The sequence below is a fragment of the Haloarcula sp. KBTZ06 genome (assembly GCF_048595605.1).
Classification (GTDB): domain Archaea; phylum Halobacteriota; class Halobacteria; order Halobacteriales; family Haloarculaceae; genus Haloarcula; species Haloarcula hispanica.
In genome coordinates this window covers 1,327,888-1,343,262 of the sequence record NZ_CP184337.1, presented here as the reverse complement: position 1 = coordinate 1,343,262, position 15,375 = coordinate 1,327,888, and the positions used below count along the sequence as shown (strand labels likewise).

Here is a 15,375-nt window from a genome sequence, read left to right as displayed (position 1 = left end):
AAACGCGTCGGATCTCGCTTTCGATCCGGCCTCAACGCATCCCTGGCGGCGGACCACGGTCCCGCGGGTCGTCGTCACCGTCCTCTTCTTCGAGGTCGATACCGGCCTCCTTGCGTCGGCGAATCACTTCCTGCAACTGCCGATAGTAGTACAGCGTCCCCACGACGCCGATGACGATGGCGATGGCCGACAGGCCGCCGAACAGCCACAGGTCGCGGTCAAGATAGTACCGGACGACAATCTGGTCGGAGGTCACCTCGTCCCAGCGGATGACCTGCTGGCCGTCGACGGTCTCCGACTCGTAGCCTCCCGGGCTGATTCGCGAGAGGAACGGAATCCCGGCCCCAGTGTTGGGCGGGAGCACGACCGTGTACGAGCCGTCCTCGACGAGCGTGGGGGAAGCGAAGCGCTTGCCGGTCCGAGCGACCGAGTAGCCCACCTTTCCGGAGACGTTCCCGGAGAGATTGACTGTCGTTCGCTGGCGACTCTCCGAAGCGCTCAGCGAGGAGTTTGCGGCGCTAACGACCGTCCCGTTCGCGTACCGGAACCGAAGCGCACTGATGGGAACGCTTCGCTCGCGCCCGAGGCCGTCGACGGTGTACACGTCAAATGTGGTCTCGTTCTCCACGGCGTAGACGGCGGTGTATCTCGATTCCTCGATGACGATTGTTCCGTCTGCCGAGGTATTCCAGTCGTAGCTCGCGTTCTCGTTCAGCCGCTCCGGGTCGACCTCTTCGGAGCCGAAGAAGCCGCTACACCCCGAAAGGGCGACCAGTGCGAGAACGGCGACCAACAGGAGATGGCGGCGTTTCATAGCTCGAAAGTCAGGGCACGATTGCCAGCAGCTCCGACGGCATGTACTGCCCGATGTCGGCGAGCAGCCCCGGCGGGTCGGTGTCCGGGTTGCAGATGATGCTCTGTTCTAACAGGCCGATGCGTTCGACAGTGACGATGTCCTGTGCGTGGCCGGCACGGTTAACTGTCGCTCGCGCCTCGGAGCGCGTGACGCTGTTCGCGTTGATACGACCGTTGTCGCCACGGGTCCACTCGTAGAGTCGGTCCTGTTCGACCTCCGCGAGGCGTGCTGGGTCGCCGGCGACGAACCGGAGCGGAAGGTGCTGGACCAGTCCGAACCGCTTCCGGATCTGGCTGGGCGTCCCCTGCCCGAGACCGAGCTGATCGGCCGGAATTCGGACCGTCTGCCCGAAGCCGACATCGAGGACGAAGCCGTCCTCGTCCCAGCTATCGAGCGTTCCGACGTACGTCTCGCCGTCCTCGTGGTCGGCGACCATCTCGCCGAACTCCTCGCGCAGCAGGTTCTTCGCGACCGTCTCGTCGGGGCCGTCGACGGTCACTGACGGGAACTCGTCGTCCCGGAGGCCGATGTCGTACGCCACGTCGAGGTCGCCGAGTTCGTTGCCGACCATCGAGCGCAGGCCGTCGAGCGTACGGTCCCGGGCGTCGCCGGCGACGTACACTTTTGTACCGAGGACGACCATCAGGCTTCCACGTCCACGTCAGCGTTCAGTTCGTCTCTGAGCTCCTCGATGCGGTTCTCCATCGCGGTGACGAGACGGGTGTTCTCCATCGTCTCGACCTGGTTGCCACATTCGGGGCACTCGAAGCCGAACTCCATCGCTTCGCCGAACTCGAAGCGAATGCCGCAGTGTTCACAGAGGTAGAACTCGTTTTCCCGCTCGTACTCGCGGCGCTCTTCAAGGCCGTCGAGCAGGCGGTGCATCTCCTCTTGCAGTTGTTCGGGGATCTTCTCGTACTGGAACGTCCAGAGGTACGTGAGCCACCCGGAGTCCTCGTCGCGGAGCCGACGATAGGTCGCGAGGTCGTTCTCGTAGAGAATAAACAGCGCTCGGCGAACGTCGTTCAGTTCGAGTCCGAGCTCCTCGGCCAGTTCTTCGTCGGTCACTTCGCCGTCCGGCGGCGCGGCGGCGACCGGCATCCCTTTCGGTCCGACCAGCTCGTGGAGGTACTTCTGTATGACGGGGTCCTCCAAGAGTTCCTCAAAAGCCATTACCCGCACATCCGGGAGTCATGTGGTTAAAACCATCGGGTCGTCCTCTCTCGAACGCTGACGCAGAGGCCAGGGCCATGATGCTGTCGGGGAGTTCCCGATGTGCCCGCAAACGGGCCACAACGACGGACAGCAGTCCCTTTGTAATACCACCAGCACTGGAACCCGTCGCGACGACCTCGACAACCCCACTATTCGATTTTCTCGACCGAGGTCCGGCAGGAGGAACAGGTCTCTTTGTCGATAGCGACGAAGACGGAGTCACAGGAGGGGCACTCGTAGAGATTCGATTCAGGTCCGTCGGCCGCGTCCGTACCGCTATCCCCGGCAGAACTGGCCTTGACTCGTTTCTCCGTCACTGTTCCGGCCTGTGGTCCGCTGTCCGACTGCCGTTTCCCACCCGAGAGTACGTCCGATACGGATTTTTTGATTTTGTCTAGCATCGCGAGTTGGTGCAGGATAGTAGTCATTTGAATTACTTTAACAGCTGTGGTTTTCAAGCCACGGACAGTTCCGGACGACCGGCTTCACTGATGAACGGTCAGAGGTCGTCGAGCGGTCGCGGCGACGCCTGTTCGTATTCGATAACGTCGAACCCGTCGTGGGACTCCCGGGACAACTCCGTCCATTCCGCTCCCAGGTCCGGGAAGTAGCGGTCCCCCTCGTTTCGCTCGTGGATGCGGCTGAGAAAAATCCGGCCGGCAAACGGGAGAAACAGGTCGTACACCGCCTCGCCGCCGATGACGTAGGTGACGGGTGGCGAGTCGCTCGGTTCGGCTGAGTCGTCGCCAGCGAACGCTTCGGTTGCGCCAGCGCGGGCGGCGGCATCGACGGCTATCTGCGGCGTCGTGGCGTACTCGACCGTCTCGGAGTCGGCGCTCCGGCTATCATCGGTCGTCAGAACGACAGTGTAGCAGTCAGTTAGCGGGTCCATCGAATCGAACGTCCGGCGGCCGAGGATGACCGGGTGACCCGCGATGCGGTCCTTGTACTGGCGCACGTCCTCGGGATAGTGCCAGGGGACGCCGCCGTCCAGGCCGATGACGTTGTTCTCGTCGGCTGCGACTACGAGGACCAGTTCGGTGTGGGGTGCTGTCATTTGTAACCAAGTGCCTCCAGCCGGTCGTCGAGATCGTCGGCAAACTGTGTGTCGGACGCGTCCTCGAACTCGGTGTAGCCATCGAGTAGCGTCGCGATATCCACGTCGGCGTACCGGTCGCTGTCGAAGTGGTTCCGGACGACGGCGGCGGCGATATCGCTGTCCTCGGCCGTGCCGCCACAGCCCTTGATGACGGATTCGTGAGCGCTGTCGCCCCACGCCGCCCGCTTTCGGACCTCGTCGCCGGGCCGGTCGTGGTAGACCAGTCGGGCGTGCTTCGCAAAGGGTGCGGCGTCGCCACAGATCCGTTCGGCCTCCTCGCGCATCGCCGGGCCGATGGGGGCCTGGGACGCGACGACGGTCCCGTTCGGCGAGGCGAACGCCGGGCCGTCCGCGTTGCCGTCGCCGAGTGCCATCGCGCGGACGGCGTCGGGGAAGCGGCTGAGCGTCGCCAGATCGGTCACGCGGTGCCCGTGCCGCTGGCCGGGGGCACGGACGACGAGCGGGACGTGGTACATCGCGTCGTGGGTCCCGATACGGTGGCTGACGGCCGGCGGTTCCTCGGGAATTGCCGTCGGTTCGCCGAAGCCCTCGCCGTGGTCACCGGCGAAGACGACCAGCGTGTCGTCGAGGACGCCCTGCTCGTCCAGCCCGCGGATCAGGGTCTCGAAGATGGCGTCGGCCTGCCGGACTGCGCCGTCGTATATCTGTTCGAGAATGCTGGCAAAGCCAAGCGACAGGTTCCCCGAGAGGAACTCCCAGTGCCACTTGAACCCCATCGACTCCTGGAGTTCGCGGGAGCGCTCGTCGCTCCACTCGTCGTACTCGGCGAGCGGTTCGTACGGGCGGTGGGTGTCCATCAGATTGATGCAGGCGGCCCACTCGCTCTCACGCTCGTCAATCCACTCCAGCGTCCGGTCGGCGTACCAGAAGCCGTTTGGCCAGTCGCCCAGCGAACCGTTCGTCTCGTAGGCCGAGTCGTACTGCTCGGGCGAGCCGATGGCCGTCTGGAACACCTCGTCGAGCCCCGACTCGTGGTCAGTCAGGAACGGATTGTCGGAGAACAACCCCGTGTCATAGCCCGCTTCTGCCAGTTCTTCGAAGATCGTGTGGCCGGCGTCGAGTCTAGCGGTGTGGTCGACGCCGTGTTCGTGGACCTCGTGGCCAGTGAACATACTGACGTGGCTGGGAACGGTCCAGTTGCTCGGGCTGCGAGCCTGTGTGTACACCGTCGCCTCCTCGGCGAAGGCGTCGAGGAAAGGCGTCGTCTCCCGGCGATAGCCCAGGACTGAGGTGTTCCGGGCGCGGAGACTGTCAGCGACGACGACCAACACGTTGTGACGCGACATCTGAGCCCCACTTCGCGTCGAGGGATAAAAGGCCCGCGGCACAACTGCGTGGGTATCACTCTTCGTCGGGGTCGACGACCCGCTTGCCGGTTTCCTGAGGAACGACGACCCTGTCGGGGTTCTCCCATTCGCGGTCCAGTTCCCGGCCTTCGAACAGGCGGTCGAGGAAGACGGCCAGGGAAGCGACCTCGGAGTGTGGCTGGTTGGTGACGCCGACGTTCCAGTCGGCGTGTTCGTACACCTCGAAGGGGACTTTCTCCGCGCCGACGACGACAAGCAGCGGCTCCTCGGCGTGGGCGTCACGAACGTCGTCCTCGACATCCTGGACCGGTTCGCCGTACATCGTCAGGTGGACGACGCGGCCTTCGAAATCACGGATGAGTCGCTTTGGCTCCTCGGTCGAGGCCACGTCGAAGGGGCCACCGAACCGGTCGGTGATGTCGATGACTGTGTCGGCCTGATTGCGGGCGGCGTTGGCCAGCACGACCTTGTCGGCCCCGAGCGCGCGTGCGGTCAGTCCGACGTGGGTCGTCATCCGCTCGTCCCGACCGGGGCGGTGGCCCAGTCGAAGCACCGTCACCTGCGGCGACTCTTTCATCCGTCGCTCCGTGCCGCTTCGATAGCCGACCGAACCGGCTCGTAGGCGATTTCGCTCCACTCGACCCGCTCGTCGTTGACGAACACGGTCGGCGTCCCCTGGACGCCACGGTCGATACCGGCATCGCGGTCGCCGGAGACTGTCGGGCGGTACAGTTCCCCCGTCGCGGCCGCTCGAACCGTTTCGCCGTCGACGTCCAGTCCCTCCGTCAGTTCGGCGTAGGTGTCCGGGCCCAGCTGGTTCTGGTTCGCGAATAGGCGCTTGGAATACGTGAAGAAGGCCGCCGCGCCGACGTTGTCCTGCACGGCGCGCGCGGCGCTTGCGGCCTGCCACGAGACTTCCTCGTCGACCGGAATCGGGAAGTCGTGGTGCTCGTAGCGGACGGTTCCGTCAGCGAGGTAGTCGTCGCGGAGTTGCGGGAAAACGGATTCCGAGTAGGTCGCACAATGTGGACAGGCGTAGTCCTCGTACACCGCAACGGTCACGTCGGCCCCGGGGTCGCCCGCAACCGGCGTTGAGAGCGGTTGGCCCGGGAGGGGCGTCGGCGTCTCCGTTGTCCCGGCTGATTCCGACTCCGAGCTACCGCCGGCACAGCCGGCCATCGCGCCGACAGTGCCGACGGTGGCCGCCAGCAGCCCGCGGCGAGTGAATCGAGTCATAGCCGACTCTCACAGGGGAAGCTATAAAACGACGTTGTCATCCGTTACTGGGGTACGGATTCCCCTGGAATCGGCCGCGACCACAACGTTTTTTCTCGCATGGGAAGCATCGCACCTATGGACGTATCAGAGAAGCGAATAGTCGTCACCGGCGGGGCGGGCTTTATCGGGTCGCATCTGGTCGAGCGCCTCGGTCCGGACAACGACGTAGTGGTCGTCGACAACGAAGCGAACGGGCAATCCGAGTGGGTCCATGAGGACGCGACCTATCTGGATGGTGACCTCACCGACCCCGACGTCGTCGCCGAGGCCATCACGAGCGATGTCGACCTCGTCGTCCACCTCGCGGCGTCGAAACTGGTCGACACGGACACGCCCCGCCGACAGTTCGAGGACAACAGCGACATCACCTACAACATCCTCGAACGGATGCAGGAAGTCGGCGTCGAGAACCTCGTGTTTACGTCGTCATCTACTGTATACGGCGAAGCGCCGCGGCCGACTCCGGAGGATTACGCGCCGCTCGAACCAATCAGCGTCTACGGCGCGACGAAACTCGCCGAGGAGTCGCTCGTCTCGACGTACGCCCACAGCCACGACATCCAGTCGTGGGTGTTCCGCTTCGCCAACATCGTCGGCCCCCGCCTGCGCGGCGCGGTCATTCCTGATTTCATCGAGAAGCTCACCGAGGACCCGTCGACGCTGACGATTCTCGGTGACGGCCGTCAAGAGAAGTCCTATATGCACATCTCCGAGTGCATCGACGCGATGCTGTTCGCCGTCGAACACGCCGACAAGGACCACAACGTGTTCAATCTCGGGACGCGGACCACCACGTCAGTCGACCGCATCGCCAGCATCGTCGCCGACGAGATGGGCATCAACCCCGAGTACGAGTACACCGGCGGTGACCGCGGCTGGACGGGTGACGTGCCGCGAATGCGCCTCTCCGTCGACAAGCTCTCGGCGCTGGGCTGGGAGCCCGAACAGTCGAGCGACGACGCGGTGCGGCAGTCGACCCGCGAACTACTCGAAGAACTCTGAGCGCGGCGTCAGGCCGGGTACGTACCGTTTAATTGTGCTTTTTCGACGACGTGGCCGCTGGCCGCGTCGTACACGTCGTCCTTGTCCGCTGCCGGGGAGAGGTCGAGCGTCGTGTCTAGCGCGTACAGCAGGAAACGGTACGTGTGCTCCCGGTCCGGCGGGCTCGGACCGCCCCAGCCGACCTCGCCGAAGTCGTTCTGTCCCTCTGTGGCCTCGTCGGGTGCCCATCCCTCTGGAATCCGGTCGATATCCGGCGGGATGTTCCAGATGAGCCAGTGGTCCCACACCTTCCCGGCCGGCTCCTCGGCGTCCGGGTCGTCGACGATGAGGAGGAGCGACGACGCGTTCGACGGGACGTTCTCGACCTCCAGCGGGGGGTTCGTGTTCGCCGCCGAGTAGCCGTGTTCCTCGGGGATACGGTCCCCGTCGTCGAAGGCCGGACTTCGGAGCTGTAGGTCTGCCATGTCGGGAGATATGACAGACAAACACAAAAACGTCGTCCCGGCAGCCATTTGCGGCTCCGCACCGAACCGCCGGACGTGCAGGTCGTGGGCTACCATGCGCGGGTCGACGAACACGCCGCGCTCCTGTTAGCCGAGGACGGGAGCGTCACTACTGAGCGACTTGACCCGGGAACCGAACTCTCCTATACGCTCGGGGAGCGCCACTGCGCCGGCGCGGTGGACGGGGAGCAGCATTTTCGATGCGACAACGACCCCGCGCCGTACTGTCCAGAACACACCGACATCTGGCCGTGTGCCCGCTGTACCGGGGACTGCAACAAGCCGCTCGACACCTGCGACGAGGAACACGCGGTGTATCTGGCGGCGTTTGCGCCGGACATCGTCAAGGTCGGCGTCACCCGATCCTGGCGACTGGAGACCCGCCTCCGCGAGCAGGGGGCCGACAGGGCCGCCCACCTCCGGACCGTCGCCGACGGCCGAATCGCCCGGCAGGTCGAGGCCGACATCGCCGTCGAGTTGGGGGACCGGGTCAGAGTACCCACCAAAATAGCGGGCTTCGACCAGTCCGTCGACACCGACTGGTGGGCGTCGCTCTGTGAGCGCTACGACCCGCTGACAACCTACGATTTCGAATACGGGCTCGACCTCTCGGACCGTCCGATGGCCGAAACCCTGGCGACGGGGACTGTCCGGGGGACGAAGGGGCGAGTCGCCGTGCTTGAGAACAACGGGAGCGTCTACGCCGTCGACCTCCGACAGCTCGTCGGCTACGAACTCACAGACGGCGGAACGGACCGCAATCTCCAGTCGAGTCTCGGCGCGTTCAGGTAACACGCGAGACTGGCGTCGCTGTAATCCGCACTTGTCTGTGCAGAAGACATTTAGTGGCGGCTGTTGCCCATCCTCGTGTGCGACGTGAAACCCTCCTGACCGGTGGCGTGGTCGTGGTCGTCCTGACCATGCTCATCGGTGCAACAGCGGTCCCCGGCGCGCTCTCCGAACCACAGGACGACGTTCGCGAGAGCTATCTCGACCTCCGCGAGACGACCATCGAACCGGCGTCGGTCGACGGCCAGACAGTGACGCTCTCTATCGACGCCCGGCTCTCGCACCGCGGCGGTCCCGCCGAGAACGTCACCGTCGAGACGCGGGCCATCGACGCGGACACCGGCCTCGTCGCGACGACGACGCGGCAGTCAGTCGGCACAATCGAAGGGGAACGAGAGGTATCGGTGCGGTCGAACATCACGGTCGAGCGGGCAGGCGGCTATCGTATCGACACAATCGTCTACGAGGACGGTGACCGCGTCGAGACCGGTCAGCAGTCGGTCCAGAACGTCGACGCGCTCACGCCGGCGTACGCCCGGAGTAGCGTGACCTTCCAGCGGTTCGAGAACGCCGGCGTCCCGCTCGATTCCATCACCTACCGAATCGACGGCGTCTCGGACAACCGGACGACACTGAACGTCTCAGTGTACGTCACAAATGCCGGCAACGACCCGTCTGATGACCTTTCGCTCCGGCTCCGGGCGCGGCAGGCCGACTCGAACGTCATCGCCGACGAGTCGACCGTACGGGTCGGCCAGATTCGCCCCGGCCGAACAGAGATCGTCAGAACCCACCTGACGGTGCCTGACGACTACAACTACTGGCTCGACGGCATGCTGCTCTCCGACGGCGTCATCGTCGGGACCGAAAGTTCCCCGGCGAACCTCCACCCGACGGAGCGCCTCCAGGAGAACGAAACACGACAGGAAGTCGGCTTCCAGTCCAGCGACTTCGAACGGGACCGCCCCGAAGAACGAGAGATGGACGAACCACAGCAGACTGCGGCCGGAGAAGGTCCCGGCTTCACGGCGCTGGTCGGCCTGATTGCCGTCCTCGCAAGCGCGCTCCTCATCGCACGGAGACAGACCAATGAGTGATACCTCCACCACCGACACAGTGGCACAGGATATTGACGCGGATACCGGCGGCGGAGTCGATGAGCCAGACGACGACAACGCGGGTCCGACAATAGCTATCTACGCGCAATGGGCCGTATTCGCTATCCTCACGCTCGTCGCGCTCATCGGGACACTCCAGTTCTACTTTTCCGCGTCGTCGGCGATTGATACGTTCGTCACCGACAGATATCGACCGCTGTTCAACGCGGCGTTCAACCTCGCCGTGGTGCTCGGCTGCGGACTGGGGCTCTCGGTGCTGGTCCGACGACTCGCCTGAGCCCGTCCCCAGCCATATCAGGTACCCACAGTCGGCGTTTCAGTAATCCGAGGTTTCAGGCACCTGTCAGCCATACGTCGAGAGGGATATCATGACCCAACGACGCGCGACGCGGCGACGATTCCTGATGGGCTGCAGCGCCATCGCCAGTGTGGGGCTGGCCGGCTGTACCGGCGGCGACGAGTCGACTGCCACTGACTTGACGCCGTCACCCACTGACGATGGTGATGCCGAACCCACGACGACAACCGACGAGCCGCCGGCAACCGACACCGCGACAGCGACGCCGGACCAAGCGGCCGTCGAGACGCTCGTCTCGGTCGGCGGCGACCGCGTACCGGAGAACATGGCCCTCGGTCCTGACGGCGGCCTGTACTTCGGTATCACGGCCGGCGAGGTTCGGCGCGTCCCTGCGGCAGAGACCGGCGCGACCGGCCTTTCTCTCGAAGATACCGAACAGATTGCGACGCTGCCCGGCGCGATTGGCGTCGAAGCAGCGCCCGATGGAACGGTGTACGTTGCCGTCGCCACACAGGACGATCAGGCTGGCGTCTGGGAAGTCCCACCCGACGGCGAAGCGTCACAGCTCGTCAGGATTAGCGGGTTTCCGAACGACATCCACTACGACGCCGACCGGGAGCGCCTGCTGGTGACGGAATCCCGGAACGGCGTGGTCTACGCGGTCACGACCGACGGCGAGCGGTCGACCTGGCTGGATGCCGACCGGCTGGAAACGGAGAGTTTCGGCGCGAACGGAATCACCCGCGACGCCGACGGCGACATCTTCGTCGCAGTGACGCGAGCCCCCGAAGAAACTGGCCGCTTGCTCCGCGTTCCGGTTGAGTCGGACGGCGCTGCCGGCGAGCCCTCGATGTTCTTCGAGGGTGGGGCGATATTTGGAGCCGACGGGATTACCAGCCGGGACGGCGACATCTACGTCGCGGCCAACAGCCAGAACCGCGTCGTCAGAGTGACTGCGGACGGGACCACGGACGTCGTCGCAACGGCGGACGACGGGCTGGTGTTCCCTTCCGATGTGCTCTTCGGGACCGGCGACCAGCAGGAGTCGCTGTTCATCTGTAACTTTGCGAACCAGTCACCCGAAGACGGCGCAATTCTCCGGACCAGCGTCCCTCGCTGACCGACCGTTTATCGAGTCTGTCTTCGGACGGCAACCCTTTTCAGCGGGCCAACCAAAACCGGGCGTATGGCAGACGATGAACCCGAAAACGCTGACGAATCGGCGGACGCGACCGAGGACGGCGGCGAGGAGAAGTCCTTCCGCGAGCGGGTCGAGGAGATCCGACAGCAGCGCGCCGAGGAGCGCGAAGAAGGCGAGGGTGACGGCGAAGAGATGAGCCGCGAGGAGCGCATGGAAGAGATGATGGGCGGTGGCGGCGGCCCCGGCGGCATGGGCGGGGGCAACCCCTTCGCGCAGATGATGGGCGGCATGATGGGCGGCGGCCCCGGCGGCCCCGGTCCGGGCGGCCCCGGCGGCATGGGCGGCGGCCCGCCAGGGCAGCACGAGGAATCGGGCGGCAACGACAACGAGGAACTTACCCGTGAGATGCGAAAGCTCCGGGACGAAGTCCACGACATGCGACGCTCGCTCGACCGCATCGCCGACGCGCTCGAAGACTAACGGAACACGACTTGCCGACGTTTTTGCAGACAAACGAGGCAGAGACATCTCCTCCAGATAGATCGCGTCCGCTCACCATCGAACAGTGGCGAGGCGACGACCGGCTCCCAGTGAGTGCCAGCAAAACCGCAAACGACTCCTCGACAGTCGCTACACCTCGTCAAACGAGACGCCGGTAACCTCGAAGCGTGCACCACCGTCCGCGCTATCGCGAACGTTGATTTCCCAGCCGTGGGCCTCCGCGACCTTCCGGGCGATACTGAGCCCGAACCCGGTCCCCTCCGTGCTCGTCGAGTAGCCGACTTCGAACACGGTGTCGCGGTCGGCTTCGGGGATGCCGGGGCCGTCATCCGCGACGTAGAACCCGTCGTCTACCGCCCCGACCGTCACGGTTACGTCCGCCCCGGCGTGCTCGACCGCGTTCCGAACGAGGTTCTCGAATAGCTGTTTCAGACGGCTCTCGTTTGCCAGGACGGTCCGGTCGATGTCGGTGACGAGCGTGGCATCGGCTGTCTCGACGTTCGTCCAGCAATCTTCCACGAGCGATGCGAGCGCGACCGGTTCGCGGTCGGTCACCGTCTCCCCGTCCTGTGCCAGCGTGAGCAGGTCCGTTATCAGCGTGTCCATCCGCTCGTGTGCCCGCTCGACAGCGGCCAGATGCTCGCTCTCGCACTCCTCGCGTGCTAGTTCCAGTCGTCCCTCGGCGACGGTCAGCGGATTCCGCAGGTCGTGGGAGACGACGCTGGTAAACGCTTCGAGCCGGTCGTTGTGCTGTTCGAGTTCCTGCTGGTGGTCGCGCAACTGTTCGGTCCCTTCGACCTGCTTGAGCGCGCTGGTGACGTGTCCGGCCAGGATCTCACCGAGGACGACGTCCCGCTGGTCGAACGCCGCGGCCGTCTCCGAACCGGCCAGCAGGATTCCGTGCTCGCCGAGCGGGAGATATAGCTCGCTCTTGATCGGCGTGTCCGGGTTGTAGATGTCGGGGTCGGCATGGACGTCATCGACGGCGAGCGCGTCGCCGGACTCGTAGACACGCCACGCGATGCTGCCTCCGGGCGTGAAGGTCGGCAAATCGTCTAGCAGGTCGTATATCGCGTCGGACGCGGCGACCGGTTCGAGGGTCCGGTCGCCCTCGTCGTAGAGGTGGATCGTGTTCGCTTCGAGCCCGAGCACAGTGCACGCCGTGTCGACGCCGATCTCGGCGACTTCCTCGCGTGTGTCTGCCTGAAGGAGGTTCTGTACAGACTCACTGAGAGCTCTGAGGCGGTGTTCGTGTTCCTTCCGTTCAGTAATGTCCTGCTGGAACCCGACGTAGTTGACGACTGTTCCGTCATCGTCGCGGACTGGGGCGATAGTCACCTGATTCCAGAACATCGTTCCGTCCTTCCGGTAGTTCCGGAGTTCGACCGACACGGGTTCGTCCGCGTCGATGGCCGCTCGCATCGCGTCGACTGGCTCTGACTCGGTCTCCTCACCCTGCAGGAACCGGCAGTTACGGCCGTACACCTCCGACTCCGTGTAGCCGGTCAGTTCCAGAAACTGCCTGTTGGCGTAGGTGATCGGGTTATCATCTTGTTCGGGGCTGGTAATCGTGATCCCGACCGGTGCCTCGTCCATGGCACGTTTGATCCGGGAAAGTTCCTCTTCGCCGTCTCGCTGGTCGGAGATATCCCGGACAGTACAGACCAGTTCACCGCGGTCGGTCCGCGCGAGTACGTGGTCTTCCGTGAACGTGCTCCCGTCGGCACGGAGCCCGGTCGTCGTCCCACTCCAGTACCCAGTTTCATCGACAGTCGGGACGATCTCGTCGTAGATTCGCGGGATGTCCTCCGCCTGATACAGTAGCTCCCAGTGCTCACCGACCATCTCGTCCGGTTCGTAGCCGTAGAGGTCGGCGTAGGCTTCGTTGACGAAAATGAACGTCCCGTCTTCGTCGAGAATGCTGATTCCTTCCTGTGCGGTCTCGATGGCGTCGAGTTGGCGGTTGCGCTCGCGTTTGACGCGCTGTGACTCCACAGCGTTCGTGATTCTGTTCGCGAGCACCGCGTACTGGTCGGTGCCGCTTTGTTTCTGTAGATAGTCGGTGACACCGGCCGAAATCGCATCGCTGGCGATCTCCTCCGAGCCTTTGCCGGTGTAGAGAATGAAGGGGAGCGAACCGTACTCCTCGCGAACGGTTTCGAGGAACTGGATCCCGTTCCGGTCAGGCATGTCGTAGTCGGAGACGACGCAGTCGATGTCGGTGTCGGTCAGGATTTCCAGTCCCGCCGCGACGCTCGTCGCGGCCTGCACGTCCAGCCGGTCGTCCTCGCGTTCGAGAAACGTCGCCGTCATGTCGGCGAATCCCGGCTCGTCGTCGACGTGGAGAATACGCATCGTCCCAGCGATATCAGTCATAACTTTGCCCAGTAGTCACACATTACAGGACGCCGAATTAAAAGACCGTCTCTGTACTCAGAAGGTGACATATCGACGCCGTTAATGGTCAGTCTGGACTATATCTCGTCCCGAAGAATATTACACCTTTCTGATGTTTTTCCGTCTGTTGGCTGTTTCTATCCCTGGCCGACCATCTCGTCCTCGTCTTCCCACTCCTGTTCGCGGAGTTCGTACTTCTGGACTTTCCCGGTCGCTGTCGTGGGTAGTTCCTCGACGAACTCGACGCGGCGGACGACTTTGTAGGTTGCCAGTTCCTCTCGGGTGAAGTTCCGGAGATCCTCGGCCGTCACGCCCGGGTTGTCGGGGTCACCGGAGTTCGGGACGACGAAGGCCTTCGGCGTCTCGCCCCACTCGTCGCTCGGCGCGGGGATAACTGCGACATCGCTGACGGCGTCGTGTTCGTAGAGGGTGTCCTCCAGTTCGATGCTGGAGATGTTCTCGCCGCCGGAGATGATGATGTCCTTCTTGCGGTCGCGGATGGCGATCATCCCGTCCTCGTCGACTGTCGCCAGGTCTCCCATGTGGTAGTAGCCCTCGACGCGGTCGGAGAAGGCCTCCTCCGTCTGTTCGGGCTTGTTCCAGTAGCGGTCCATCACCTGATTGCCGCGGACGACGACTTCCCCGAGCGTCTCGTCGTCATGTGGCACGTCGTTGCCGTCCTCGTCGACGACCCGGACATCGGTCCCGAGGTAGCCGATGCCCTGGCGCTTCTTGACGCTGAAGCGGGCGTCGCTGCCGTCCTCGAAGAAGCGGCGAGCGTCCGAGGTCGTGACGAGCGGGCCGGTTTCGGTCGCGCCGTAGACGTGTTTCAGGTACCAGCCGAAGTCGTCCTCGACGGTTCGGATGACGGCCTCCGGCGGCGCGCTGCCGGCCGTCGCGATGCGCACGTCGTTGGCACCGGTCGTCTCGATCTCCCCGTCATGGTCCTCGTAGCGGTCCGCAAGGATGTTCAGCACCGTCGGCGCGCCACAGAGATAGGAGACGTCCTCGGTCCTGACGGCGTCGAAGATGCCCTCGGCGTCAACGCCGCGGGTACAGACGTGTTTCGCGCCCATGCCGGTAACCGAGAAGATGTGGCCCCAGCCGTTGACGTGGAACATCGGCAGCGTCCAGAGGTACACGTCGTCGTCCGAGATCTCCTGATGGAGCGCGACAATGTACGCGTGGAGCGTCTCCGTCCGGTGGGTCCGGCAGACGCCCTTCGGGTCGCCGGTGGTCCCCGAGGTGTAGTTGATGGTGATGAGGTCGTCCTCGTCCATCTCGGGCCGCTCGTAGTCGGTTCCCGCCTCCTCGATGATTTCGTCGAAGGACTCCCAGTCGCCGTCGACGGCATCCGTGTCGTTAGTAACGAAGATGTCGGTGGGCACCTCGTCACGGATCGGCTCGATCTTGTCCGCGTACTCGTAGTCCGCGTAAACGGCGTCGACTTCGGCGTCCGAGAGGATATATTCGAAGTCGTCCGGCACGAGCCGATAGTTCAGCGGCGTGTGGACCGCACCCAGTTGCATGGTCCCGTAGGCCGCTTCGAGCTGGTAGTGCGTGTTCGGGTCCAGCACGGCCACCCGGTCCCCCTTCTCGATGCCACGGGCGGCCATCGCCGCCGAGAACCCGTCGGCTCGCTCCCCGAACTCGTCGTACGTGAAGCGTTCACCGGTCGTGGCGACGACAGCCTCTTTGTCCCCGTAGTATTCCCGCGCACGGTCGAGAAAATCCGTGGTCAGCAGTGGCTTATGCATCTCAGACTATCGTATGGTTAATCATGATAAAGTGGTTGTGATACACCCCTGATCTTGCTGTCACGCGACGGGTCATATTTCGGGTATCGGTCG

The 15,375-nt window shown here is 64.1% G+C and carries 17 protein-coding genes; 6 read left to right on the top strand and 11 right to left on the bottom strand.

What is annotated here, in order from left to right:
* Positions 1-31: 31 nt before the first annotated feature.
* The 8 genes from ACNO8S_RS07070 to ACNO8S_RS07035 form a co-directional block, all read right to left on the bottom strand.
* Positions 32-814 carry a DUF5803 family protein gene (locus ACNO8S_RS07070; RefSeq protein ID WP_420182717.1) on the bottom strand — a complete coding sequence of 261 codons (783 nt, stop codon included), beginning with the start codon at positions 812-814 and terminating at the stop codon, positions 32-34.
* A gap of 10 nt (positions 815-824) precedes the next feature.
* The gene (locus tag ACNO8S_RS07065; RefSeq protein WP_014040334.1) at positions 825-1,499 is read right to left on the bottom strand and encodes a DUF2110 family protein; all 675 of its coding nucleotides are present in this window, start codon (positions 1,497-1,499) and stop codon (positions 825-827) included.
* Complete coding sequence (gene tfe, locus ACNO8S_RS07060; RefSeq protein WP_004592762.1) at positions 1,499-2,029, bottom strand: transcription factor E; 531 nt, start codon at positions 2,027-2,029, stop codon at positions 1,499-1,501. The genes ACNO8S_RS07065 and tfe overlap by 1 nt, the downstream gene beginning before the upstream one ends.
* A gap of 191 nt (positions 2,030-2,220) precedes the next feature.
* Entirely contained in the window at positions 2,221-2,499 is a 279-nt protein-coding gene (locus ACNO8S_RS07055; protein WP_186764071.1) for a hypothetical protein, read from the bottom strand.
* 71 nt (positions 2,500-2,570) lie between these two features.
* Positions 2,571-3,128 carry a dihydrofolate reductase gene (locus tag ACNO8S_RS07050; protein ID WP_129755755.1) on the bottom strand — a complete coding sequence of 186 codons (558 nt, stop codon included), beginning with the start codon at positions 3,126-3,128 and terminating at the stop codon, positions 2,571-2,573.
* Positions 3,125-4,477, bottom strand: a complete 1,353-nt coding sequence (locus ACNO8S_RS07045; RefSeq protein WP_420182716.1) for a sulfatase — start codon at positions 4,475-4,477, stop codon at positions 3,125-3,127. The genes ACNO8S_RS07050 and ACNO8S_RS07045 overlap by 4 nt, the downstream gene beginning before the upstream one ends.
* Positions 4,478-4,532: 55 nt before the next feature.
* Positions 4,533-5,075 (bottom strand): tRNA (cytidine(56)-2'-O)-methyltransferase, encoded by a 543-nt coding sequence (locus tag ACNO8S_RS07040; RefSeq protein ID WP_420182715.1) that lies wholly within the window; start codon positions 5,073-5,075, stop codon positions 4,533-4,535.
* Positions 5,072-5,734, bottom strand: a complete 663-nt coding sequence (locus ACNO8S_RS07035) for a DsbA family protein (protein WP_151146302.1) — start codon at positions 5,732-5,734, stop codon at positions 5,072-5,074. The genes ACNO8S_RS07040 and ACNO8S_RS07035 overlap by 4 nt, the downstream gene beginning before the upstream one ends.
* A gap of 117 nt (positions 5,735-5,851) precedes the next feature.
* Here ACNO8S_RS07035 and ACNO8S_RS07030 point away from each other — a divergent pair, with 117 nt between their 5' ends.
* On the top strand, positions 5,852-6,778 hold the full coding sequence (locus tag ACNO8S_RS07030; protein WP_191449516.1) for an NAD-dependent epimerase/dehydratase family protein: 927 nt from the start codon (positions 5,852-5,854) through the stop codon (positions 6,776-6,778).
* A gap of 8 nt (positions 6,779-6,786) precedes the next feature.
* On the opposite strand, the gene ACNO8S_RS07025 is transcribed toward ACNO8S_RS07030, so the two are convergent.
* Entirely contained in the window at positions 6,787-7,242 is a 456-nt protein-coding gene (locus tag ACNO8S_RS07025; protein ID WP_420182714.1) for a YbhB/YbcL family Raf kinase inhibitor-like protein, read from the bottom strand.
* A 48-nt stretch (positions 7,243-7,290) separates the two neighbouring features.
* Between ACNO8S_RS07025 and ACNO8S_RS07020 the strand changes: the two genes are divergently transcribed.
* The 5 genes from ACNO8S_RS07020 to ACNO8S_RS07000 all read left to right on the top strand — a co-directional run bounded on the left by ACNO8S_RS07020 (position 7,291) and on the right by ACNO8S_RS07000 (position 11,107).
* Positions 7,291-8,073: a DUF2797 domain-containing protein gene (locus tag ACNO8S_RS07020; RefSeq protein ID WP_420182713.1), complete on the top strand. Its 783-nt coding sequence runs from the start codon at positions 7,291-7,293 to the stop codon at positions 8,071-8,073.
* 77 nt (positions 8,074-8,150) lie between these two features.
* The gene (locus ACNO8S_RS07015; RefSeq protein ID WP_420182712.1) at positions 8,151-9,167 is read left to right on the top strand and encodes a DUF7490 domain-containing protein; all 1,017 of its coding nucleotides are present in this window, start codon (positions 8,151-8,153) and stop codon (positions 9,165-9,167) included.
* Entirely contained in the window at positions 9,160-9,465 is a 306-nt protein-coding gene (locus ACNO8S_RS07010; RefSeq protein ID WP_420182711.1) for a hypothetical protein, read from the top strand. Before ACNO8S_RS07015 ends, ACNO8S_RS07010 begins: the two co-directional genes overlap by 8 nt.
* Positions 9,466-9,556: 91 nt before the next feature.
* Positions 9,557-10,606, top strand: a complete 1,050-nt coding sequence (locus tag ACNO8S_RS07005; protein WP_420182710.1) for an SMP-30/gluconolactonase/LRE family protein — start codon at positions 9,557-9,559, stop codon at positions 10,604-10,606.
* Between the two features lie 66 nt (positions 10,607-10,672).
* Positions 10,673-11,107: a hypothetical protein gene (locus ACNO8S_RS07000; RefSeq protein WP_336330452.1), complete on the top strand. Its 435-nt coding sequence runs from the start codon at positions 10,673-10,675 to the stop codon at positions 11,105-11,107.
* Between the two features lie 150 nt (positions 11,108-11,257).
* Here the strand turns inward: ACNO8S_RS07000 and ACNO8S_RS06995 are convergent, their stop codons facing one another.
* Together ACNO8S_RS06995 and ACNO8S_RS06990 are read right to left on the bottom strand one after the other, a co-directional pair.
* On the bottom strand, positions 11,258-13,504 hold the full coding sequence (locus ACNO8S_RS06995; RefSeq protein WP_014040322.1) for a PAS domain S-box protein: 2,247 nt from the start codon (positions 13,502-13,504) through the stop codon (positions 11,258-11,260).
* A 158-nt stretch (positions 13,505-13,662) separates the two neighbouring features.
* Positions 13,663-15,282 carry a long-chain-fatty-acid--CoA ligase gene (locus ACNO8S_RS06990; RefSeq protein WP_014040321.1) on the bottom strand — a complete coding sequence of 540 codons (1,620 nt, stop codon included), beginning with the start codon at positions 15,280-15,282 and terminating at the stop codon, positions 13,663-13,665.
* Positions 15,283-15,375 lie beyond the last annotated feature (93 nt).

What these genes read in the sequence shown, in the direction of transcription:
- ACNO8S_RS07010 (WP_420182711.1), top strand. Translation starts at nt 9,160, where the DNA reads ATGAGTGATACCTCCACCACCGACACAGTGGCACAGGATATTGACGCG.
- ACNO8S_RS07065 (WP_014040334.1), bottom strand. Translation starts at nt 1,499, where the DNA reads ATGGTCGTCCTCGGTACAAAAGTGTACGTCGCCGGCGACGCCCGGGAC.
- ACNO8S_RS07055 (WP_186764071.1), bottom strand. Translation starts at nt 2,499, where the DNA reads ATGACTACTATCCTGCACCAACTCGCGATGCTAGACAAAATCAAAAAA.
- ACNO8S_RS07030 (WP_191449516.1), top strand. Translation starts at nt 5,852, where the DNA reads ATGGACGTATCAGAGAAGCGAATAGTCGTCACCGGCGGGGCGGGCTTT.
- ACNO8S_RS07035 (WP_151146302.1), bottom strand. Translation starts at nt 5,734, where the DNA reads ATGACTCGATTCACTCGCCGCGGGCTGCTGGCGGCCACCGTCGGCACT.
- ACNO8S_RS07050 (WP_129755755.1), bottom strand. Translation starts at nt 3,128, where the DNA reads ATGACAGCACCCCACACCGAACTGGTCCTCGTAGTCGCAGCCGACGAG.
- ACNO8S_RS06995 (WP_014040322.1), bottom strand. Translation starts at nt 13,504, where the DNA reads ATGACTGATATCGCTGGGACGATGCGTATTCTCCACGTCGACGACGAG.
- ACNO8S_RS07000 (WP_336330452.1), top strand. Translation starts at nt 10,673, where the DNA reads ATGGCAGACGATGAACCCGAAAACGCTGACGAATCGGCGGACGCGACC.
- ACNO8S_RS07070 (WP_420182717.1), bottom strand. Translation starts at nt 814, where the DNA reads ATGAAACGCCGCCATCTCCTGTTGGTCGCCGTTCTCGCACTGGTCGCC.
- ACNO8S_RS07040 (WP_420182715.1), bottom strand. Translation starts at nt 5,075, where the DNA reads ATGAAAGAGTCGCCGCAGGTGACGGTGCTTCGACTGGGCCACCGCCCC.
- ACNO8S_RS07025 (WP_420182714.1), bottom strand. Translation starts at nt 7,242, where the DNA reads ATGGCAGACCTACAGCTCCGAAGTCCGGCCTTCGACGACGGGGACCGT.
- ACNO8S_RS06990 (WP_014040321.1), bottom strand. Translation starts at nt 15,282, where the DNA reads ATGCATAAGCCACTGCTGACCACGGATTTTCTCGACCGTGCGCGGGAA.
- ACNO8S_RS07005 (WP_420182710.1), top strand. Translation starts at nt 9,557, where the DNA reads ATGACCCAACGACGCGCGACGCGGCGACGATTCCTGATGGGCTGCAGC.
- tfe (WP_004592762.1), bottom strand. Translation starts at nt 2,029, where the DNA reads ATGGCTTTTGAGGAACTCTTGGAGGACCCCGTCATACAGAAGTACCTC.
- ACNO8S_RS07045 (WP_420182716.1), bottom strand. Translation starts at nt 4,477, where the DNA reads ATGTCGCGTCACAACGTGTTGGTCGTCGTCGCTGACAGTCTCCGCGCC.